This window comes from Pseudomonas sp. AF32 (genome assembly GCF_022342325.2).
Classification (GTDB): Bacteria; Pseudomonadota; Gammaproteobacteria; order Pseudomonadales; family Pseudomonadaceae; genus Aquipseudomonas; species Aquipseudomonas uvaldensis.
Map to the genome: position 1 here is coordinate 1 of NZ_RQJK02000008.1, position 21,493 is coordinate 21,493.

At 59.9% G+C, this 21,493-nt stretch carries 20 protein-coding genes; 9 read left to right on the forward strand and 11 right to left on the reverse strand.

The genetic code is table 11. The annotated features are described in order from the left end of the window. Window positions 1-211: hypothetical protein (locus EGM97_RS09540; RefSeq protein ID WP_477788795.1), on the forward strand; the 211-nt coding region annotated here is incomplete at its 5' end. A gap of 46 nt (window positions 212-257) precedes the next feature. Here EGM97_RS09540 and EGM97_RS09545 read toward each other — a convergent pair. The 4 genes from EGM97_RS09545 to EGM97_RS09560 all read right to left on the reverse strand — a co-directional run bounded on the left by EGM97_RS09545 (window position 258) and on the right by EGM97_RS09560 (window position 3,423). Next, window positions 258-1,046, reverse strand: a complete 789-nt coding sequence (locus EGM97_RS09545) for an SDR family NAD(P)-dependent oxidoreductase (RefSeq protein ID WP_238964946.1) — start codon at window positions 1,044-1,046, stop codon at window positions 258-260. 349 nt (window positions 1,047-1,395) lie between these two features. Then, window positions 1,396-1,842: a GNAT family N-acetyltransferase gene (locus tag EGM97_RS09550; RefSeq protein ID WP_238964957.1), complete on the reverse strand. Its 447-nt coding sequence runs from the start codon at window positions 1,840-1,842 to the stop codon at window positions 1,396-1,398. Between the two features lie 93 nt (window positions 1,843-1,935). Beyond that, on the reverse strand, window positions 1,936-2,823 hold the full coding sequence (locus EGM97_RS09555) for a lysophospholipid acyltransferase (RefSeq protein WP_238964945.1): 888 nt from the start codon (window positions 2,821-2,823) through the stop codon (window positions 1,936-1,938). A gap of 42 nt (window positions 2,824-2,865) precedes the next feature. Further along, window positions 2,866-3,423 (reverse strand): DNA-3-methyladenine glycosylase I, encoded by a 558-nt coding sequence (locus EGM97_RS09560; protein ID WP_238964944.1) that lies wholly within the window; start codon window positions 3,421-3,423, stop codon window positions 2,866-2,868. 81 nt (window positions 3,424-3,504) lie between these two features. Between EGM97_RS09560 and glyQ the strand changes: the two genes are divergently transcribed. The 4 genes from glyQ (at window position 3,505) to EGM97_RS09580 (ending at window position 7,910) form a co-directional block, all read left to right on the forward strand. Continuing rightward, on the forward strand, window positions 3,505-4,458 hold the full coding sequence (gene glyQ, locus EGM97_RS09565; RefSeq protein WP_238964943.1) for a glycine--tRNA ligase subunit alpha: 954 nt from the start codon (window positions 3,505-3,507) through the stop codon (window positions 4,456-4,458). Continuing rightward, window positions 4,455-6,506 (forward strand): glycine--tRNA ligase subunit beta, encoded by a 2,052-nt coding sequence (gene glyS / locus EGM97_RS09570; protein WP_238964942.1) that lies wholly within the window; start codon window positions 4,455-4,457, stop codon window positions 6,504-6,506. Before glyQ ends, glyS begins: the two co-directional genes overlap by 4 nt. Window positions 6,507-6,510: 4 nt before the next feature. Beyond that, a complete protein-coding gene (gene gmhB / locus EGM97_RS09575; RefSeq protein WP_238964956.1) occupies window positions 6,511-7,050 on the forward strand; it encodes a D-glycero-beta-D-manno-heptose 1,7-bisphosphate 7-phosphatase in 540 nt (179 codons plus the stop codon). An 80-nt stretch (window positions 7,051-7,130) separates the two neighbouring features. Further along, complete coding sequence (locus tag EGM97_RS09580; protein WP_238964941.1) at window positions 7,131-7,910, forward strand: lysophospholipid acyltransferase family protein; 780 nt, start codon at window positions 7,131-7,133, stop codon at window positions 7,908-7,910. A gap of 156 nt (window positions 7,911-8,066) precedes the next feature. Here the strand turns inward: EGM97_RS09580 and EGM97_RS09585 are convergent, their stop codons facing one another. Next, on the reverse strand, window positions 8,067-9,584 hold the full coding sequence (locus EGM97_RS09585; protein ID WP_238964940.1) for a sensor histidine kinase: 1,518 nt from the start codon (window positions 9,582-9,584) through the stop codon (window positions 8,067-8,069). 222 nt (window positions 9,585-9,806) lie between these two features. Here EGM97_RS09585 and EGM97_RS09590 point away from each other — a divergent pair, with 222 nt between their 5' ends. Continuing rightward, entirely contained in the window at window positions 9,807-10,541 is a 735-nt protein-coding gene (locus tag EGM97_RS09590; RefSeq protein ID WP_238964939.1) for a response regulator transcription factor, read from the forward strand. Between the two features lie 74 nt (window positions 10,542-10,615). Here the strand turns inward: EGM97_RS09590 and gabP are convergent, their stop codons facing one another. Then, window positions 10,616-12,010: a GABA permease gene (gabP, locus tag EGM97_RS09595; RefSeq protein ID WP_238964938.1), complete on the reverse strand. Its 1,395-nt coding sequence runs from the start codon at window positions 12,008-12,010 to the stop codon at window positions 10,616-10,618. Between the two features lie 455 nt (window positions 12,011-12,465). Here gabP and EGM97_RS09600 point away from each other — a divergent pair, with 455 nt between their 5' ends. Further along, window positions 12,466-13,470, forward strand: coding sequence for a LysR family transcriptional regulator (locus EGM97_RS09600; RefSeq protein ID WP_238964955.1), 1,005 nt, complete (start codon window positions 12,466-12,468; stop codon window positions 13,468-13,470). Here the strand turns inward: EGM97_RS09600 and EGM97_RS09605 are convergent, their stop codons facing one another. Both EGM97_RS09605 and EGM97_RS09610 read right to left on the reverse strand, forming a co-directional pair. After that, complete coding sequence (locus EGM97_RS09605; protein ID WP_238964937.1) at window positions 13,471-13,932, reverse strand: RidA family protein; 462 nt, start codon at window positions 13,930-13,932, stop codon at window positions 13,471-13,473. A 156-nt stretch (window positions 13,933-14,088) separates the two neighbouring features. Further along, window positions 14,089-14,586: a winged helix-turn-helix transcriptional regulator gene (locus EGM97_RS09610; RefSeq protein WP_238964954.1), complete on the reverse strand. Its 498-nt coding sequence runs from the start codon at window positions 14,584-14,586 to the stop codon at window positions 14,089-14,091. A gap of 208 nt (window positions 14,587-14,794) precedes the next feature. Between EGM97_RS09610 and EGM97_RS09615 the strand changes: the two genes are divergently transcribed. Both EGM97_RS09615 and EGM97_RS09620 read left to right on the forward strand, forming a co-directional pair. Then, window positions 14,795-15,421 (forward strand): cysteine hydrolase family protein, encoded by a 627-nt coding sequence (locus EGM97_RS09615; RefSeq protein ID WP_238964936.1) that lies wholly within the window; start codon window positions 14,795-14,797, stop codon window positions 15,419-15,421. Window positions 15,422-15,433: 12 nt separating this feature from the next. Continuing rightward, the gene (locus EGM97_RS09620; protein WP_238964935.1) at window positions 15,434-16,642 is read left to right on the forward strand and encodes an MFS transporter; all 1,209 of its coding nucleotides are present in this window, start codon (window positions 15,434-15,436) and stop codon (window positions 16,640-16,642) included. Between the two features lie 181 nt (window positions 16,643-16,823). Here EGM97_RS09620 and gyrB read toward each other — a convergent pair whose 3' ends face one another. From gyrB to dnaN, 3 genes are read right to left on the reverse strand one after another with little or no spacing between them, the layout of a single operon-like run. Continuing rightward, window positions 16,824-19,241 (reverse strand): DNA topoisomerase (ATP-hydrolyzing) subunit B, encoded by a 2,418-nt coding sequence (gene gyrB / locus EGM97_RS09625; protein WP_238964934.1) that lies wholly within the window; start codon window positions 19,239-19,241, stop codon window positions 16,824-16,826. 5 nt (window positions 19,242-19,246) lie between these two features. Further along, the gene (gene recF / locus EGM97_RS09630; protein ID WP_238964933.1) at window positions 19,247-20,350 is read right to left on the reverse strand and encodes a DNA replication/repair protein RecF; all 1,104 of its coding nucleotides are present in this window, start codon (window positions 20,348-20,350) and stop codon (window positions 19,247-19,249) included. An 8-nt stretch (window positions 20,351-20,358) separates the two neighbouring features. Further along, window positions 20,359-21,462, reverse strand: coding sequence for a DNA polymerase III subunit beta (gene dnaN / locus EGM97_RS09635; protein ID WP_238964932.1), 1,104 nt, complete (start codon window positions 21,460-21,462; stop codon window positions 20,359-20,361). Window positions 21,463-21,493 lie beyond the last annotated feature (31 nt).

Consider the following 21,493-nt stretch of genomic DNA (forward strand, 5'->3'; position numbering starts at 1 on the left):
CCTCGCGTTTGAATTCAGCGGAAAAGGAACGACGTTGCTTGGTCATCAGACACCTCTATCTGGCGAGCATTCTCGCCTAAATGGGTGTCCGGTTTCATTAGACCACTACAGACAAATGCGGTCCAACTGGATGGACGCGACAGTCTTGTTGAAGCTGCATCCACTCAGCGAGAGCAAGCGCCTCTACCTGCATAAATCAAACAAGACCTAGGTGAAAACGGAGCTGCACGCGATTACAGCCCCGTTTTTGCAGTCTGCTAAACGATGCTATCCACCACCCCGCCATCCACGCGCAACGCCGCCCCCGTGGTAGCCGAAGCCTGCTCCGAGCTGGCATAGATAATCATGTTGGCAACTTCCTCGACCCGCGCCGCCCGTTGAATGATCGACGTACTACGGTGCTGTTTGACGAAATCCGCCCCCACCTTCTCCAGACTTTCCCCCGTGCGCTCGACATCCGCCTGAAGCATGTGAGCCACACCTTCGGAAAGCGTTGGCCCTGGTAGCACCGAGTTCACCGTAACCCCCGTGCCGGCAAGGCGCTTGGCCAAGCCGCGAGCAATGGAAAGCTGGGCGGTTTTGGTGAAGCCGTAGTGGATCATGTCGGCCGGAATGTTCACGCCCGATTCGGACGAAACAAACACAATCCGCCCCCAACCGCGCTCGACCATGCCCGGCGCGTAGGCCCTGGAAACCCGCACGCCGGACATCACGTTGGTTTCGAAGAAACGCTGCCACTCGCTATCCGGGGTTTCAAAAAAGTCTTCCAGCTTGAAAATGCCCAGGTTGTTGATGACGACATCGAAGCTTGGGTGTTTGGCGACCAGTGCCTGACAGCCAGCCTCGTTGCTGAGATCGCCGACGAAGCCGGTGGCTCTGGAGGCGAGATCGCCCAGGCGCTGCAAGGCGTCCTCGACGCTGCGCTCGCTGCGACCGTTTATGACCACGTTGGCGCCGGCTTCGAGGAAGCCTTTGGCTGTGGCGAAACCTATACCGCTGGTGGAGCCGGTGACTAATACGTGACGGCCGGTGAAGTCGATTTTCATGGAGTAACTCCTTGATGAATGGACTAGGGGGACTGTGGACTTTTCTTGGACGGATGATGATCCGAAGGATTCAAAAATGGCTTTCAGGCATTTCGAATACACAACCACCCGACAGCTCCGATACTGCAGGCACTAATCATGGACACGATTGAGGGTTTGCGCCTCCCAAGCGCTTCAGCTACGGCGCAAATAAATCATCCTGGTTGCGGCACAGCCAAAAGGAATTCGACCATGACTGAACGGGTCAAGTAATTCTGGACACCCGTTAAGGTTTCACGCTGCCAGTTTCTCCATAGCTATCGGCGACCGGTAGTCTTGTAGCTATGGAGCCGAACAGCACTTTCGAGAATCAAGGCAGCCGCTTCTCCATCGGCTGATAGACCAGCCCAGCGAAGTTGCCCACATCCCCTGCCAGGACGAATCCGTAGCTTTCGTAAGATGCCACCGAAGACAACGATGCCCTGACTGTCACGATCTCACCCCTTGCCTGCTCCAACGCCGCCATTATCAGACGCATGCCGATACCTCGACGCTGCCAGCTCGGCGCAACGAACAGCATCGCCACGTGGCGCCCTTCCTTGAGCTCGACCAGCCCCGTTATCGCTCCATCCACTTCACAGACCAGCATCAGGTTGTCGCCCTCCATACGGTCGGCAAACGCTTGCACCGCTGCCACCTTGGCGAAGGTTTCAACACCCTGCTCGGACAGGGAGGGCGCAACCGCCTGCATGAACGCATCCAGGCAAAGGGCACTGGCGCGGGGCAGGTCGTCGTGGGTCAGTTTGCGTATCTGAATGGTCGTCGTCCGTGTCTGGAAGATGGGGGATAACAGTGCAGGCCAGCGGGGATGAATTCCCTCGCGGCCGTCGCCGCAATGGATGCCTTGCTTTCAGTACCACCGCGCCTCACCCGGCGGGCGCTTCTTGAAGCGTTTCATGCTCCACATGTATTGGCTGGGGTAGGCGCGCACGTAGCGTTCGACTACCTGGCTCATGGCGGCGCAGGCGGTTTCGGTGTCGGTGCTGTACATGGCCTCGGGGGCGGCTTCAAGGATGACTTTGTAGCCGGAGCCGTCGGGCAGGCGCAGGGCGTGGAGAAAGACGCCGACCGCTTTGCCGCCGGCGAGCATGTTCGGGACGAATTTGCTGGTCAGGGCCTGGGTGGCGAAGAAGGGTACGAAGATGCCGGCGGATTCGGCCGGCTCCGGGTCGGCGGGGATGCCGACCTGGCCGCCCTTGCGCACTTCCTTGATGACGCTGAGGATGCCTTCCTTGGTGGACGCCGCGACTTTGTTGCCCAGCTGTACGCGCTGCTTTTGCAGCAACTCATCCACTGCCTTGAGCTTGGGCGGGCGATAGAAAATGATCGGTTTGCACTGACTGCAATAGAAGTGGTTGAGCACTTCCCAGTTGCCCAGGTGGCTGGTAATGCCGACCACGCCTTTGCCGGAGGCAAGGGCGTCTTTCAGAACCTGCAGCCCTTCAACTTCGCGCACCAGTTCGATGGAGCGCTGGGCCGGCCAGATCCAGGCGCAGGCACTTTCGGTCAGCGACTTGCCGATGTCCTTCAGGCTCTGGCCCACCAGGCGCTCGCGCTCGGCCGGGTCCATGTCGGGAAAGCACTTTGCGAGGTTGATCCGCACCACGTCGCGGGAACGGTTCGGCAGTTTCCACATCAGCCAGCCAATGGCCGAGCCCACCGATTGCACCGCACGCCAGGGCAGCAGCGCAAACAACCGCAGAGCGCCGACCAGCAAGGCGCCTTTCAACTTATCCACAGGTCACTCCTGAATTCATGGGCGTGTTGCGAGCCGGCTATTCTAACCGCCGTTTGCCAGCTCGGCGTAGCGGTCGCAATCCTGGGTGTGGTCCATGACCATGCCCGAGGCCTGCATGAAGGCATAGCAAATGGTCGGGCCAACAAAGGTGAAACCGGCTTTTTTCAGGCCTTTGCTCATCGCCAGCGCCTCAGGGGTGATGGCCGGCACTTCGCTGCGGTCCTTGAAATGGTTGATCAGCGGCTTGTCACCGACGAAGGACCAGAGGAATGCCACCGGGTCTTCCAGCGCCAGCCAGGCCTGGGCGTTGCGGCGGGCGGCCTTGAGCTTGAGGCGGTTGCGGATGATGCCGGGGTCGAGCATCAAGTCCTCGATTTCCGCGTCGCTCATCTGCGCCACGCGCTGTACGTCAAAGCCATAGAGCACCTTGCGGTAATGCTCGCGTTTGCGCAGCACAGTGATCCAGGACAGGCCCGCCTGGAACCCTTCGAGCAAAAGCAACTCGAACAAACCCTGCGCATCGCGCAGCGGCATGCCCCACTCCTGATCGTGATATGCCATGTACAGCGGATCGTCAGAACACCAAAAGCAGCGTGGCATAAGGCTCCAGGGGGCGTGCGCACGAACGAATCGGGTATACTCCCGCTCTTTAAATCGCAGCCCAAGAAACAGGTGAATTTCGTGAGCCAGCCTACGCCAGCCGTGCGTACCTTCCAAGACTTGATCCTCGCCCTCCAGCAATACTGGGCCGAGCAAGGTTGCGTGGTACTTCAGCCCTACGATATGGAAGTAGGCGCCGGCACTTTCCACACTGCCACGTTTCTGCGTGCCATCGGCCCGGAAACCTGGAACGCCGCCTATGTCCAGCCCAGCCGCCGCCCGACTGACGGCCGCTACGGCGAAAACCCGAACCGTCTGCAGCACTACTACCAGTTCCAGGTGGTACTGAAGCCGAACCCGGAGAACTTCCAGGAACTGTACCTGGGCTCCCTCAAGCACGTGGGCCTCGACCCGCTGGTGCACGACATTCGTTTCGTCGAAGACAACTGGGAATCGCCGACCCTGGGCGCCTGGGGTCTGGGCTGGGAAGTCTGGCTCAACGGCATGGAAGTGACCCAATTCACCTACTTCCAGCAAGCGGGCGGCATCGAGTGCTACCCGGTCACCGGCGAGATCACCTACGGCCTGGAACGCCTGGCGATGTACCTGCAAGGCGTGGATTCGGTCTACGACCTGGTGTGGGCCGACGGCCCGTTCGGCAAAGTGACCTACGGCGACGTGTTCCATCAGAACGAAGTGGAGCAGTCGACCTACAACTTCGAACACGCCAATGTCGACAAGCTGTTCGAACTGTTCGATTTCTACGAAAGCGAGGCCAAGCGCCTGATCGAACTGGATCAGCCGCTGCCGTTGCCAAGCTATGAAATGGTGTTGAAGGCGTCCCACACCTTCAACCTGCTGGACGCACGCCGGGCGATTTCCGTGACGGCGCGCCAGCAATACATCCTGCGTGTGCGCACCCTGGCGCGTTCCGTCGCGCACGCCTACCTGCTGGCCCGTGCCAAGCTGGGCTTCCCGATGGCGACCCCGGACCTGCGTGATGAAGTGTTGGCTAAGCTGGAGGCTGCACAATGAGTGCTCAAGATTTTCTGGTTGAACTGGGCACCGAAGAACTGCCACCCAAAGCCCTGAATACCCTGGCCGATGCGTTCCTGGCCGGCATTGATAAAGGCCTGCAAGCCGCCGGCCTGAATTTCGAAACCAAGCACGTCTACGCCGCGCCGCGTCGTCTGGCCGTGCTGATCACCGGCCTGGCCACCCAGCAGCCGGACCGCAGCATCAACCTCGATGGCCCGCCGCGCCAGGCCGCGTTCGATACCGACGGCAACCCGACCCAGGCCGCCCTGGGCTTCGCCAAGAAGTGCGGCGTGGACCTGAGCGAAATCGACCAGAGCGGTCCGAAGCTGCGCTACAGCCAGAGCATCAAGGGCAAGCCGACCGCCAGCCTGTTGCCGACCATCGTCGAAGACTCCCTGAACGACTTGCCGATTCCCAAGCGCATGCGCTGGGCTGCGCGCAAGGAAGAGTTCGTGCGTCCGACCCAATGGCTGGTGATGCTGCTCGGTGACCAGGTCATCGATTGCACGATCCTGGCCCAGAAGGCCGGTCGCGACTCCCGTGGTCACCGTTTCCATCATCCGCAAAGCGTGCGCATCACCTCGCCGGCCAACTACCTGGCCGACCTGCGGGCCGCCTACGTGCTGGCTGACGCCAACGAGCGCCGCGAGCTGATCAGCAAGCGCACCGAAGAGCTGGCGACCCGCCAGGAAGGCACCGCCATCGTACCGCCGGACCTGCTCGACGAAGTGACCGCCCTGGTGGAATGGCCCGTGCCGCTGGTGTGCTCGTTCGAGGAGCGTTTCCTTGAAGTGCCGCAGGAAGCCTTGATCACCACCATGCAGGACAACCAGAAGTATTTCTGCCTGCTGGACGCCGAAGGCAAGTTGCTGCCGCGTTTCATCACTGTCGCCAACATCGAGAGCAAGGACCCGGCACAGATCATCGCCGGTAACGAAAAAGTCGTTCGCCCGCGCCTGACCGACGCCGAGTTCTTCTTCAAGCAAGACAAGAAGCAGCCGCTGGAAAGCTTCAACGAACGCCTGCAGAACGTGGTGTTCCAGGAAAAACTCGGCAGCGTCTACGACAAGGCCGAGCGCGTGTCGAAGCTGGCGGCGTTCATTGCCCCGCGCATTGGCGGCGACGCCCAGCGTGCGGCGCGTGCCGGCATTCTGTCCAAGTGCGACTTGTCCACCGAGATGGTCGGTGAGTTCCCGGAAATGCAAGGGATCGCCGGTTACTACTACGCCCTCAACGACGGCGAGCCGCAAGACGTGGCCCTGGCGCTGAACGAGCAGTACATGCCACGCGGTGCCGGCGCTGAACTGCCAAGCACCCTGACCGGTGCGGCCGTGGCGATTGCCGACAAGCTCGACACCCTGGTCGGCATCTTCGGCATCGGCATGCTGCCCACCGGCAGCAAAGACCCGTATGCCCTGCGTCGCGCAGCACTGGGTGTGCTGCGGATCCTGATCGAGAAGCAGCTGGACCTGGACCTGAACGAAGCGGTGGCCTTCGCCGTCAGCGCGTTTGGCAGCAAGGTCAAGGCCGCCGGCCTGGCCGATGCGGTGCTGGAATTCATCTTCGACCGCCTGCGTGCGCGTTATGAAGACGAAGGCGTCGATGTCGCGACCTACCTGTCGGTGCGTGCCCTGAAGCCGGGCTCGGCCCTGGACTTCGACCAGCGCGTACAGGCGGTGCAAGCCTTCCGCAAACTGCCGGAAGCGGCGGCATTGGCGGCGGTGAACAAGCGTGTGTCGAACCTGCTGAGCAAGGCCGAGCCTTCCATCAAGGCCCCTGAAGCGCGTTACTTTGATAACGCGGCGGAGTTCTCACTCAACTCGGCGATTCAACAGGCTTACACCTCCGTGCAGCCGCTCATGGAAAAACGCGATTACGCCGAGGCACTGGCACGCCTGGCGGCATTGCGCGAGCCTGTGGATGCGTTTTTCGACGCGGTGATGGTGAATGCGGACAACGAAGACGTGCGCAAGAATCGCTATGCACTGCTGACCCGCCTGCGCGGGCTGTTCCTCAACATTGCCGACATTTCCATGCTGGGCTGAGGAGCTGCTGTTGAAACTGCTGATTCTCGATCGGGACGGGGTGATCAATCACGACTCCGACGCTTACATCAAATCGGTGGAGGAGTGGCTGCCGATCCCTGGCTCGATCGAAGCCATCGCGCAGTTGAGCAAGGCCGGCTGGACGGTGGCGGTTGCCACCAACCAGTCGGGCATCGCTCGCGGTTACTATGACCTCGCGGTCCTCGATGCCATGCATGAGCGCTTGCGCGCCCTGGTGGTGGAGCAGGGCGGCGAAGTCGGGTTGATCGTCTATTGCCCTCATGGGCCGGACGAAGGCTGCGATTGCCGCAAGCCCAAGCCGGGCATGCTCAAGGCCATCGCCACGCATTACGATGTGGCGCTGGCGGGCGTGTGGTTCGTCGGCGACAGCCTCGGTGACCTGGAAGCGGCCAAGGCCGTCGATTGTCAGCCAGTTTTGGTAAAGACCGGGAAAGGCGAAAAGACTCTGGGCAAGACCCTACCGGTGGGCACCTTGATTTTTGACGACCTGGCGGCGGTTGCCGCTGAACTTATCCACAATTAGAGCTCCCAAGGCATCCTGATCAAGGACGGTTGGGTAAGCGCTTAAACAGTCGGGCTCTGCCCGCAACGGTAAATGCCGCTATGTCGATATCGCAGGCCATCAGATCTTTTCTCTTTTACCTGCTGTTGGGCACCAGTTCCTTGCTGTGGTGCTCCTTGAGTTTTTTTGTCGCGCCTTTCATGTCGTTCAAGGCGCGCTACCGTTTTATCAACGTGTACTGGTGCCGTTGCGCACTGTGGCTGAGCAAGGTGTGCCTGGGCATCCGCTATGAAGTGAAGGGCGCCGAGAACGTGCCCGACCGGCCCTGTGTCATTCAGTCCAATCACCAGAGCACTTGGGAAACCTTCTTTCTCTCGGCCTATTTCGAGCCCCTGAGCCAGGTGCTCAAGCGTGAACTGCTGTTCGTGCCGTTTTTCGGCTGGGCCATGGCCATGCTTCGCCCGATCGCCATTGATCGCGACAACCCCAAGGCAGCGCTCAAGATTGTCGCGAAGAAGGGTGACGAGTTGCTCAAGGATAATGTCTGGGTGCTGATTTTTCCCGAGGGGACCCGCGTTCCCTATGGAACGATGGGCAAGTTTTCCCGCAGCGGTTCGGCATTGGCGGTAAACGCCAACCTGCCGGTGCTACCGATTGCACACAATGCCGGCAAATTCTGGCCCAAGGCGGGCTGGATCAGGAAGCCAGGACTCATCACCGTGGTGATCGGCGCGCCCCTGTACGCCGAAGGCAGCGGGCCCCGCGCCATTGCCGACCTCAATGATCGCGTTCAGGCCTGGAATGAACAGGCACAGCGGGAAATGGGTTCATTGCCTTCCGCTCCGGAATCACCAGCCGCCACGGACCAGATCGCTGTCTGATTTCTGTGGATAAGCTGTGTACGGTTTTTTCTGAAAGCGTTTTATTTTTCAGATAACTATTTGTTTTTTATACATATTTCTTAAACACATAAAACGCCGACGTAGGTGCATAAGTTTTTTATAGCACCGCGCCGGTGCTGCCGAAGGTCAGGATTTTCAGGCCTCCAGCAACGGCAATCCCAGACTGAACGTTGTACCTTGCCCCACCACACTGCGACATTCGATTCGCCCCTCATGTCGATCCACCACGGCCTTGACCATCGACAGCCCGAGGCCCACGCCATCCACTCCGTGGGCCGACGAGAACCGCCGATACTGGCTGAACAGATCGGGTAGTTCCTCCGGCCCGATGCCTTTGCCCTGATCGATGAGCTCACAGCCCAGCCAACCCTCCACGCACCGAACCTGCAGGACCACGCGGGAAGCGGGCGGGCTGTACTTGATGGCGTTTTCCAGCAGGTTGAACAGCGCACGGGTCAGCAAGGACTGGTCCGCCCTCACCATCGCCTCCTCGTCATCAATGTCGTGGCTCAACTGGATGCCCTTGGCCTGGGCAAGCGGCAGAGCCTGGTCAAGCACATCCAGGATCAACATCGCGAACAGTGTAGGGCGAAACTGGTAGACCTCCGATTCGGCCCTCGCCAACTGCACGAAGCCGTCGGTCAGCGCCAGAGCGCGTCGTACCTGACGCTCGATCTGCTCGAACACCGGTTGAGCCCCGCCGTCCTCATGCCTTTGCACATCCAGCAGCGCCAGGATCGCCGAGTGCGGCGCGCGCAGGTCATGGGACAGGAAGCGCAGCATGATATTGCGCTGCGCCTCGGCTTCACGTTCAGCGCTCAGATCGATGAGGCTGAGTAACCAACCAATCGGCACATTGCCGTCGACCGGCAACAGCGGTTCACGCTCCAGGCGCAGGCTGCGCTCGCGCACATCGCGAAACTCCAGCAACGGCAGTGTGGATAACCTGTGCGAGCCGTCCTGCGCCAACCCCGGGTAACCTAGCTGGATCAGCTGCTCCAGTACTTCCCCGCCCGTCAGGGCATGACCGAAGAGCTCGCGCGCCTTTCGGTTGCCCAGCAGGATCCGCCCATGGGGATCGCTGATCAGGGTCGCCACGGGCAGGTGTTCCAGGCCATCGGCAATGAAGCGGCGAGTATCCCGCGTCCGGCCCATGGCCTGCTCCAGGGCCAGGATCTGGCTTTGTAAGCGATCACTACCGGTGTACGGTGCCCGACGGCGCTCCGGGAATACCTTGGGCTCGGCGTCCAGGCGCGCCAGTTCCCAGCCGAAATAAGCCAACACCACACTCAGGCGTCGCCAGTTCCAGATCAGGTAGCCGAACAGCATGCCCAGCACGCTCGCCAACGGCGACCACCATTCGCCCTCGGCTCCCAGCACGGCACTGATCAGCAGCGCCAGGCTCATGCCACCGACGGTCGTCCACAGCGCCAGATGCGGGCGCAGCAGCATCAACCCCAGTACACCGGCCACCAGGCAGACCGACACCAACGCCGCACCGGCTCCGTTGCGAGTCGGTTGGGCGCTGAATGACAACAACGCCGTCAACGGCAATAGCAACAAACTTATCCACAACCACTCCCGCACCCACTGCCGAAACAAACGTTGGGCCTGGGTCGGTTCACGGCTTTCCCGGCGGCGCTGATGACTCATAAGCACCCAGGACGAAGGGAACGGGAGAAGGTTGTATTCATGGCGATTCAACGGACCGGCAAACTGCGAAGCCCAAGACTATAGCGGACTCGATGGTGGCGTGCTGCAGCCTTTCCCTACACGACATCAGCCGGTATTGTCGCAGCCTGCGACAGGAGGCCGAGCCCACTTGCGTGGCCGCCCGAGGATGTCCGTCAGTCTCGAAATCAAGGAATTGCATGCATGCGTGTCGCCATACTGGATGACGAACCGGCTGAATTGCGCCGGGTGGAACAGACACTGCAACAAATCCCCGGCAGGGGCGAGCAAGCCTGGACCCTGCACAGCTTCGAACGGGGCGAAGACCTGCTGCGACAGCTGCGTAGGGAGACGTTCGACCTGTTGATCCTCGACTGGCAGGTGCCCGACATCAGCGGGTTGTCGCTGCTGCGCTGGACGCGCGAACACATGGACTCGCCCCCGGCCGCCATCATGCTCACCAGCCGTGACGGCGAGCACGACATCGTCCAGGCCCTCAATACCGGCGCCGATGATTATGTGAGCAAACCCTTCAGACCCAACGAACTCAAGGCCAGGGTCAACGCCGTGTTGCGCCGCCACAACCTGCAACGTGCTCCGGCCAGCGACGTATTGGTGTTCAACGACCTGGCATTCGACGACGCCGAACTGACCGTCACCCGCGCCGGTGTCCCCATCAACCTGACCGAACGGGAATATCGCCTGGCCCGCTGCCTCTTCTCCAACCTGGGGCGTCCACTGTCCCGTGAGTACTTCTATGAACGCTTCTGGACCCACGAGGAAATGACCTCGTCCCGTCCGCTGGATACCCATATCTATCGCCTGCGCAACAAACTCGGGCTGACGGCGGACCGCGGTTGGCAGCTACTGACGATTTATGGGTACGGGTATCGCCTGGAAAGTGTGGCGGTGGGAAGTGAAACGACAGTGGCGAGTTAAAAGACGCTTAACGAAAAGGCCAATGCAGATGCGTTGGCCTTTTCTTTGGGTCGGATCAACCGTGGCGAATCAACTCACCGGGCCATCTGTAGCCCTTTGTCGGCCCTTGCGGCCCGACGACGCTGCAACAGCAGCCCGGACGCCACGACCAACACGCTGAGCAGGCCAGTCGCAAGGATCTCCACACGATGGGCTTCCTGGAACAACATGATGGTCAACGCCCCGACGATGAACACAATCACCGCGTAGGTCAGCCCAGGGAACAACCACATGCTGAAGGCGATTTTCTCCCCGCGCGCCATGCGCTGCTTGCGCATGCGCAATTGCGAAAACGCAATCACCAGGTACACCAACAGGGCGATAGCGCCGGAGCTGGCGAGCAGGAACTCGAAGACCGCCGCCGGCGCCACATAGTTGGCGAATACCGTCAGGAAGGCAGCGCCGGTTGAAAGCATTACCGCCCAGTAAGGCGTGCCGCTCTTATTGGTGCGTTGGGAAACCGCTGGCGCATCACCGCGCTTGCCCAGCGAGAACATCATGCGCGAAGCCGTGTAGAGCGCCGAGTTGAGGCAACTGGTGACCGCGACCAGCACCACGATATCGACGATCAGCTTGGCATTAGGAATCCCCATACGCTCAAGCACCGTCTGGTAGGAACCTACGCTGGCAAGCATCGGGTCATTCCATGGCACCAAGGCGACGACCATGAAAATGGACACGAGGTAGAACAAGCCGATCCGCCAGATGACCGAGTTGGTCGCCTTGGAAATCTGCTGCCCTGGGTTCTTCGATTCAGCCGCCGCGATGGTCACGATCTCAGTGCCCATGAACGAAAACATGGTGGTCAGGATCGCCCCCAACACAGCACCCATGCCGTTGGGCAGGAAGCCTTGGGTATCGAACAAATGCGAAACGCCGCTGACCTGGCTGGTGGGCAACAACCCGAGGACCGCCAGCGCACCCAGGGCAATGAAACCGATGATCGCGATGACTTTGACCAAGGCGAACCAGAATTCGAACTCACCGTAATTTTTCACGCTGAACAGGTTGGTGATCGTCAGCAGCAAGGTGATGACCAGGGTGAAAGTCCAGATGGCCACATCAGGGAACCAGGCATGCAGGATGGTCGCGGCAGCGTTGGCTTCCAACGGAATGACCAGCACCCAGAACCACCAGTAGAGCCAACCGATGGTGAAACCGGCCCAACGGCCAATTGCCCGATCAGCGTAAGTCGAGAACGAGCCGGTATCCGGCGAAGCCACCGCCATCTCGCCCAGCATGCGCATCACCAGCACCACCAGCGCACCAGCGGCGGCATAGGCCAGCAGCACAGCCGGCCCGGCCGCGGCGATAGCATGGCCGGAGCCCACGAAAAGGCCAGCGCCGATCACGCCAGCGATGGAGAGCATCGTCACATGACGGGGCTTTAGCCCTTGCTCCAGATTATTGGAAGCTTGCGAACCACTCATTGAGACTACCCTTGGAATTGGATTTATTCGTACCGCCTCTTGCCATCGTCTTCTGTAAATTTAAAAAAACGACGTGTTGTTTATTCAGCACGCAAGTTTTACGCCAGAAAACGTGAGAGCCCGTCGTGGCGGGGGATTGAAGCGATTTGCAAGCTATTGAGCAGGAAGGCTTTGTTCCAAAGTGTTACCGGGTTACCCGGTTTTTGACCGTCGAGTTTCAGAAGGGTGCATGTGATCACGTCGTAAAAAAAAGCCAACGCCAGGCACTCCAGCTGTTTCGAGCAAGGCATCACGGATTTCTACATGGATCATGTCCCGTCGCACGTTTTTCAATCCGCGTGTGGCGAACAAAAGCCCAGTGGGTCGAGCAGTCACTACCTGAGATTTGTCTGCTTCCAATATGGGGTTGGTCTGTTCAAAGTCCTTTTCGTATGATCGGCAAACCCTCCCATGGAATGATTTTCGTGAAGCCGTCACCTGGAAGCGTCTCGTCGTCCACTGCTAAGCCGAATGGCCCCAAATGGGATGTCAGCGAGGCCGTTAATCAGCTCTCCTGGGACGACTTGAGGATCATCAAGATCTTGAGTGACTGCGGTAGTCGCGCCGCAACGGCGAAGAAGCTCGGTGTCAACGTCTCCACCGTGTCGCGTCGGATCGCCCAGGTCGAGAAAGCTTTGGGGGTGGCTCTCTTCGATCACCGGAAAGCCGGGTATTTGCTGACAGTCGAAGGGGCGGAGCTGCGAGCACTGGCGGAACGAGTCGAACTGGACATCGTCAGCGTCACTCGCCGGGTTTCACGTGCAAGCCAAGGCCCTCTCGGGAAGCTCCGGATTACCACCAGCGACTCGCTGCTGCTCTATTTTCTCACTCCAATAATCGCGGACTTCAAAGCTCTGAATGAGGGGATCACGATTGAGGTGCTGGTAGGAAACCAGACCTTGAGCCTGGCCCGAGACGAGTCGGATATCGCGATACGAGCGACCAGGAAACCAGCTGACACTTTAGTGGGCAGGAAGTTGGCCAATATTGCATGGGCTCCGTATGGCAGCATCAGGCATGAGGCGATTGCAGATCCCTTCGCCGAGGGTCAGGAATGGGTGTCCTACTCCGGTGGCTTGTGCGGCTTGAAGGCGACCAGCTACGTTGAATGCAGGGTGTCCCCCGAATGTATTTCCTACCGCACGGATTCTGTCGCAGCGGCGAGCGCGGCGATTGCGGCTGGCCTAGGCCTGGGCTTTCTACCCTGTATGCTCGGCGACATCACGCCTGGTTTGCTTCGCGTCGGCCCGGTAGTGCAAGCGCTTCAGGACGAGCTTTGGTTGCTTACCCACCAAGACATCAGGAAGTCTTGGCGGGTTAAAGCATTCATGACGTTTTGTGCAGCTGCCGTTGCCGATCTGAAACCCTTGGTCGAAGGCCGGCAGCCTGGCCTGGCTTCATATACTGAAACTGAGTGCTGATCAGTTGGCTGGGGAGCTGATGACAGCCCTGCACACGATTTCGATCAACTGTGGGCGCTGGGCAAGTCTGGACACACCAATAATGTTGCTGGCCGCCTGAGGGCGCTCCGAGCCATACGCCGCTTTGCGCACTTTGCCAACGACCGCAAAGGCAGCGTCCATATCCAGCACGTACAGCGTCTCCTCGACCACATCCTGAAGGCTTGCCCCATACAGCGCGAGCAGCTTGGCTATGTTGTCGTAGGAGACCCGCATCTGTTCTCCCATCGAAGAAAAGTCGCTCGGTCTGCCATCAGCACCCAATGGCGCTGGGGCGACCAGATTGCCCTCTTCGTCGTGATTGAACTGACCTGAGACAAAGATCTCGTTGCCTACCCGCCGCGCCTGCGGATACCCGTAGCTCTCTTCCCAAGGAACACCCCAATAAGCAGTGTCGTCGTTGTAAGGTCGTGAAGCAGCCATTGCATTCTCCTGGCGAAAGACGGATCGAAGGGATCCGGATGCGGCAGATCCTAGCAGCGAAATGCGGCAGTATAGCGGTGTATTACTGCGCTCCAAGAAGCGCAAAAATGCGCCACCGCGCTGCCTTCAGTTTGGCTATCTTCTACTGGCATTCAGCTACTTCCGCTTGAAGGCTTCCCGACGAGACTCGCGTTCGTCAAGGAAACGATCGCTGATCATCGCTTCCAAGTCCTTGCGTTCCACAGGGTCGCCGCAGTGAGGACAAACGCTGGCCACACCCACATCATGGCCGCATGCACGGTGCACGAAATGCACGGCCAACCCCTCATCCGAGTTCTTGCACCACTTCTCGCCCCAGGCGCGCAGCGCGTAGATCACAGGATAGAAGTCCCAGCCCTTGTCGGTCAGATGGTATTCGTAGCGCAGCGGCTTTTCGCTGTAGGGCCGGCGTTCGATCAGGCCGTTCGCCTCCAGCGCTTTCAGGCGCGAAGTCAGCATCTGGGGCGTAGCGGTGGTCTGGATCTGCATTTCCTCGAAGCGTGTCGCGCCCATGTACAGCTCACGCAGGACCAAAATGGTCCATTTGTCGCCCACCGAATCCATCGAGCGCGCCACCGGGCACACCGTATCGCTTGTCTCGTCCTGCATCGGCATCACGCTGTTTTCTCCGTGGAAACTATTATTTTCATAGTAACGCAGCGAAGATAACAATGTCGCATGGATCACAGCGCAAAGCCTCATTCCCATTGACACTATGATTTTCATAGTTAAGATGAAGCCTGTGCGGCTTACCCTGTCGCAGCGGGCAATTACTCGTGAGCAAACGTCTCGGAACGCCTCTCCTTTCATCTGGAGCACCATCATGACCCATCCTGTGTATGCCTCGGAGCGGACCGCTCTGCTGCTGGTCGACCCCTACAACGACTTTCTGTCCGATGGCGGCAAGCTTTATCCCATGCTCAGAAGCGTCGCGGACGAGGTTCAACTGCTCGACAACCTGCGCACGACCGTTGCCGCCGCGCGAGCGCGAGCCATTCAGGTGTACTACGTGCCTCATCGGCGCTGGCAGCCCGGCGACTACACCCACTGGGATCACCCCAATCCGACCCAACGCCTGATCCAGCAACGCCACACCTTTGCCAAGGGTTCCTGGGGCGGCGAATGGCATCCCGACTTCGTGCCGCAGGAGGGCGACATCATTATCCAGGAACACTGGGGACAAAGCGGGTTCGCTAATACCGACCTCGACTTCCAGCTAAAGCAGCGAGGCATCACACACGTGATCGTCATCGGCCTGCTGGCGAACACCTGCATCGAATCGACCGCACGCTTCGCCATGGAGTTGGGTTATCACGTCACACTGGTACGCGATGCGACAGCCGCCTTCAGCAAGGAAATGATGCACGCGGCGCACGAACTGAACGGGCCGACGTTTGCGCACAGCATCGTCGACACCCGCGGGCTCGTGCAGATTTTGCAACAGCAGTGAAGGGGCTGCGTCATGTCTGCCTCTTGCGCATCGCCGATGGGAGTTTCCGGCCGCCTTGTCACGCTCATGGCCCTGTGCTGCGCGCTGGCGGTCTCGACCATCTACTACCATCAGCCACTTCTGCCCCAGATGGCCGCGTCGTTTGGCCTGGCGCCGACACAGGCCGGCCTGATCGCCACGCTGACGCAGCTTGGCTATGCGCTAGGCCTGCTGTTCATCGTGCCGCTCGCCGATTGTCGACAGCCACGCCAACTCGCGTTGCTGGCCATCGCGGGAAATGCCGTAGCCCTGCTTCTTTGCGCCGTGGTTCCGACCTTCACGATGCTGTGCGTTAGCAGCTTTCTAGTCGGCGTGACAGCGATCACTGCGCAGCTCATCATTCCCTGTCTGTCGGGGTTGGCCACTCCGGCTGAACGAGGTCGTATCGTCGGCAGCCTGCTCAGCGGCCTCTCGGCAGGTCTCTTACTGGCGCGCATGCTCGGGGGCTTCGCCGGCGCACATGCGGGATGGAGAGCCGCTTTCGTGCTGGCCTCCCTCAGCGATGTCCTGCTGCTAGTCATCGTTGCCAAGCACCTGCCCGCCACCACGAGCCTGCAGACGATAAGCTACGGGCGCCTCCTGGGTTCGCTAGGCAGCCTGGTCAGGCAGGAAGGCGTGCTGCGTTACTGCGCGGCGAGCGGCCTGCTGATGTTCGCCGCATTCAGTGCGCTGTGGGCCTCGCTTGCCGCGCTATTGGCACAACCTCCCTACCGACTCGACTCCGCCACCATTGGTCTGTTTGGCCTAGTCGCGCTGTTGGGCATCGTCGCGTCACCCCCTATCGGCGCGCTGGCGGATCGCCTGGGCGCACGCACCATGGTCCTCGCCGGCGCAATCACCCTCGTCCTGGGTTTCGCCTGCATTGCAGCGAGCGGGCAACATCTTGGCTGGCTGATCCTCGGCATGGTGCTGCTCGACATGGGCAATCGTGCCGGGCTGGTTGCCAACCAGGCACGCGTATTCACCCTGAGGAGCGAGGCCAGGAGCCGGCTCAATACCGTATTCATGGGGTCGTATTTCCTGGGGGGAGCGATCGGCGCCGCGTTGGGGAATTACGGCGTGCACCGGGCAGGCTGGATCGGCCTTGCCGCTGTTGGCATCCTGCTGGCTATTGCGGCCACCGCGATCAACGCTCTTGCACCCCGTGAGACGAGCTCGACGATGGGCGAGGTTCGACCATGAGCGACTCAAAAACGACGCGACAGCGCATCTTTTGCTGGTTTGCTTAGGCTTCCGACGGAATTCCAGGCAAAAAAAGCCCGCGAAAGCGGGCTTGATGCTGACCGGCGGGGACCAGGATCAGACCCCGGTCGGTCAATTATTTGTGAAAGCGTGCAGCTATTCTGTGAACCTGCTAACAGGATCAGAAATCCAGGTTAGACACCGCCAACGCATTGCTCTCGATGAAGTCACGACGAGGTTCGACCGCATCACCCATGAGGGTGTTGAAGATCTGATCCGCACCAATGGCGTCTTCGATGGTGACTTTCAACATCCGGCGCGAGCCCGGGTCCATGGTGGTTTCCCACAGCTGGTCGGGGTTCATCTCACCCAGTCCTTTGTATCGCTGGATAGTGTGGCGCTTGGTGCTTTCGGCCATCAGCCATTCAAGGGCTTCCTTGAACTCGGTCACCGACTTCTTGCGCTCGCCACGCTGGATGTAGGCGCCTTCGTCCAGCAGCGTGCTCAATTGCGCACCAAGGGAGACGACGGTCTTGTAGTCGTTGCTGCCGAAGAAGTCGCGGTTGAAGGTGACGTAGTTCGACAGGCCATGGGAGATCAGTTCGACTTCTGGCAGCCAGACGTTACGTTCACGGTCTTCACGCAGGCTGGCCTTGTAGACCAGGCCAGACTTCTCGACAGTGCGCAGGCGGGTTTCGTACTGGGCCAGCCAATCCTGCATCGCTGCGTGATCGGACAGTTGCTCCAGGCTGATGGCCGGCAGGTAAATGAAGTGCTCGGTCAGCTCCTGTGGATAAAGACGCGACAGACGCTTGAGGGTTTTCATCACCAGGCGGAAGTCGTTGACCAGGCGCTCCAGGGCTTCGCCGGAGATGCCGGGGGCGTCTTCGTTCAGGTGCAGGCTCGCATCTTCCAGGGCCGACTGGGTCATGTACTCTTCCATGGCGTCGTCGTCTTTGATGTATTGCTCTTGCTTGCCTTTCTTGACCTTGTACAGCGGCGGCTGGGCGATGTAGATGTAGCCACGCTCGATCAGCTCCGGCAACTGACGGAAGAAGAATGTCAGCAGCAGGGTGCGGATGTGCGAACCGTCGACGTCGGCGTCGGTCATGATGATGATGTTGTGATAGCGCAGCTTATCGATGTTGTACTCTTCACGGCCGATGCCGCAGCCCAGCGCAGTGATGAGCGTGCCGACCTCAGCAGAGGAAATCATCTTGTCGAAGCGCGCCTTCTCGACGTTCAGGATCTTGCCCTTGAGCGGCAGGATGGCCTGGGTCCGGCGGTTGCGACCCTGCTTGGCGGAACCGCCGGCGGAGTCACCTTCCACGAGGTACAGTTCGGACAGGGCAGGGTCCTTTTCCTGGCAGTCAGCCAGTTTGCCGGGCAGGCCAGCGATGTCCAGCGCGCCTTTGCGGCGGGTCATTTCACGCGCCTTGCGCGCCGCTTCACGGGCACGGGCGGCGTCGATCATCTTGCCGACCACCAGCTTGGCTTCGTTCGGGTTTTCCAACAGGAAGTCGGAGAAATACTTGCCCATTTCCTGCTCGACCGCCGTCTTCACTTCGGAAGAAACCAGCTTGTCCTTGGTCTGGGAGCTGAACTTGGGATCCGGCACTTTCACCGAAATGATCGCCGTCAGGCCTTCGCGGGCATCGTCACCGGTGGTGGCGACCTTATGCTTCTTCGCCAGGCCTTCCTGTTCGATGTAGTTGTTCAGGTTACGGGTCAGCGCGGAACGGAAGCCCACCAGGTGAGTACCGCCGTCACGCTGTGGGATGTTGTTGGTGAAGCACAACAGGTTCTCGTTGAAGCTGTCGTTCCACTGCAGGGCGATTTCCACGCCGATGCCGTCGTCGCGCTGGACATTGAAGTGGAACACCTGGTTAACCGCATTCTTGTTGGTGTTCAGGTATTCGACGAACGCCCGCAGGCCGCCTTCGTACTTGAACAGCTCTTCCTTGCCGCTGCGCTCGTCCTTGAGGACGATACCGACACCGGAGTTCAGGAAGGACAGTTCGCGAATCCGCTTGGCCAGGATGTCCCAGCTGAAATGGATGTTCTTGAAGGTTTCGCTGGAAGCCTTGAAGTGGATCTGGGTACCGGTGGTTTCGCTGTCGCCAACGATTGCCATCGGTGCCTGGGGCACGCCGTGGACATAGGTCTGTTCCCAGATCTTGCCGCTGCGGCGAACCGTGAGGACAAGCTCTTCGGACAGGGCGTTCACCACCGAGACACCTACGCCGTGCAACCCGCCGGATACCTTGTAGGAGTTATCGTCGAACTTACCCCCTGCGTGGAGGACGGTCATGATGACCTCGGCGGCGGAAACGCCTTCCTCCTTGTGTACGTCTACCGGGATGCCACGGCCGTTGTCGCGAACGGTGATGGATTCGTCCGGGTGAATGATGACGCTGATATCGTCGCAATAGCCGGCGAGGGCTTCGTCGATGGAGTTGTCGACCACCTCGAACACCATGTGGTGCAGACCGCTGCCATCGTCGGTGTCACCAATGTACATACCGGGACGTTTGCGTACGGCATCCAGGCCTTTAAGCACTTTAATGCTCGTTGAGTCGTACGTATTTTCTTCGCTCAATGCCTTCACTCCCGATGGTCGTGGGTCTGGGTGATACGGCCCTGTTCCACGTGGAACAGGGCGACTGGCGTTTCCGTCTGCCAGCCTTCCCTCAGTAATTCGTGGTCTACACAGGTAATGAACACCTGGCAGCGTAAGTCTTCCAGCAAACGGCAAAGCGCTTGACGGTGGGCCTCGTCCAACTCGGACGGCAGGTCATCCACCAGATAAATACACTGGCCGCGGCGAGCCTGGCTGACCAGGTGTCCCTGGGCAATACGCAAGGCACACACCACCAACTTCTGTTGCCCCCGGGACAAGATGTCCGCGGCGTTATGGGCGCCCAATCGAAGGCGCAGGTCAGCGCGTTGTGGCCCAGCCTGGGTATGGCCCATCTGCTGATCACGTTGCAGCGAGCCAGCCAGTACGGCGCTCAGCTCCCGGTCTTTGTCCCAGCCTCGGTAATAGCTGAGCGTCAGGCCCTCGAGCTCAACCAGTTCGCTCAAGGTCTGCTCGAAGACCGGTTTCAGGGCTTTGATATAAGCGCGGCGGTATTCATCGATTTCAGCGCTGGCCTGGCACAGTTCCCTGTCCCAAACCGCTTGCGAAACGGCGTCAAGTGTACCATGCCGAAGCCAAGAGTTTCGCTGGCGCAGCGCCTTCTGCAAGCGCTGCCAGGTTGCCATGAAACGCGGCTCCACATGGAACACTCCCCAATCGAGGAACTGCCGGCGAATCTTCGGGGCCCCCTCCAGCAGGCGGAAGCTGTCTGGATTGATCAATTGCAACGGCAGAATCTCGGCCAGTTGCGCAGCGCTTCGGGCGTTCTGCCCATCGATACGTATCTGGAACTCCCCTTGCCGGTCCCGTGAAATCCCCAACGCACTATGACCCCCTTCGGCCAGCTCTACCTGTCCGAACACCGTACAGGCCAACTGATCGTGCTGGATGACAGGTGACAGGCGGGTGCTGCGAAAGGATCGGGCAAGCCCCAGCAGATGAACAGCTTCCAGGACGCTGGTTTTGCCGCTGCCATTGGCGCCGTAAAGAATATTGATGCGGGGGGAGGGGGAGAAGGTCACCGGGTGCAGATTGCGCACCGCGGTGACCGAGACGCGACTCAGGGACATCTAGCTGATTACAGACGCATCGGCATAACAACGTAGGCCGAATCGTCGTTATCGGATTCCTGCAGCAGTGCACTGCTGTTGGAGTCCGACAGGATCAGGCGAACCTGTTCGGTGGTCATTACGCCCAGTACGTCGAGCAGGTAGCTGACGTTGAAGCCGATTTCCAGGGAACCGCCGTTGTAGTCGACGCCGACTTCCTCTTCCGCTTCTTCCTGTTCCGGGTTGTTCGCCTGGATTTTCAGCTGACCGCTGGCCAACTGCAGGCGAATGCCACGGTACTTTTCGTTGGACAAAATCGCGGTACGACTGAAAGCTTCGCGCAACGCCTGGCGATCACCCAGTACCAGTTTGTCGCCGCCCTTAGGCAGAACGCGCTCGTAATCCGGGAATTTGCCGTCCACCAGTTTCGATGTAAAGGTGAACTCACCGGTGGTCGCACGGATATGGTGCTGACCCAGGACGATGCTGACATTGCCGTCCGGTTCGGTCAGCAGGCGCGCCAATTCCAGGATACCTTTGCGCGGCACAATCACCTGGTGCCGATCCGGCTGACCGATATCGGCCTGCATGGAGCACATGGCCAGACGGTGCCCGTCGGTGGCGACGGCGCGGATGACACCGGCGGACACTTCCAGCAGCATGCCGTTGAGGTAGTAGCGCACGTCCTGCTGGGCCATGGCGAAGCTGGTGCGCTCGATCAGGCGGCGCAATTTGCTTTGCTCAAGGCTGCAGGTCAGCGAGCCCGGGCCTTCTTCCACGGTTGGGAAATCATTGGCCGGCAGGGTGGACAGGGTAAAGCGGCTGCGACCGGCCTTGACCACCAGCTTCTGCTCATCGACCTTGATGTCGATCAGCGCGTCGTTGGGCAGGCTCTTGCAGATATCCATCAGCTTGCGCGCTGGCACCGTGATGGAGCCCGGATCGGCCGGCTCTTCAAGTTGCACACGCCCCACCAGCTCGACTTCCAGGTCGGTACCGGTCAGCGACAGTTGCTGGCCTTCGACAACCAGCAGCACGTTGGAAAGTACCGGCAAGGTCTGGCGGCGTTCGACGACGCCCGCGACCAGTTGCAGGGGTTTCAACAGGGCTTCGCGTTGAATGGTGAAATGCATGGTCTAGTCCCTTGCCTTAATAAGCTGCGCT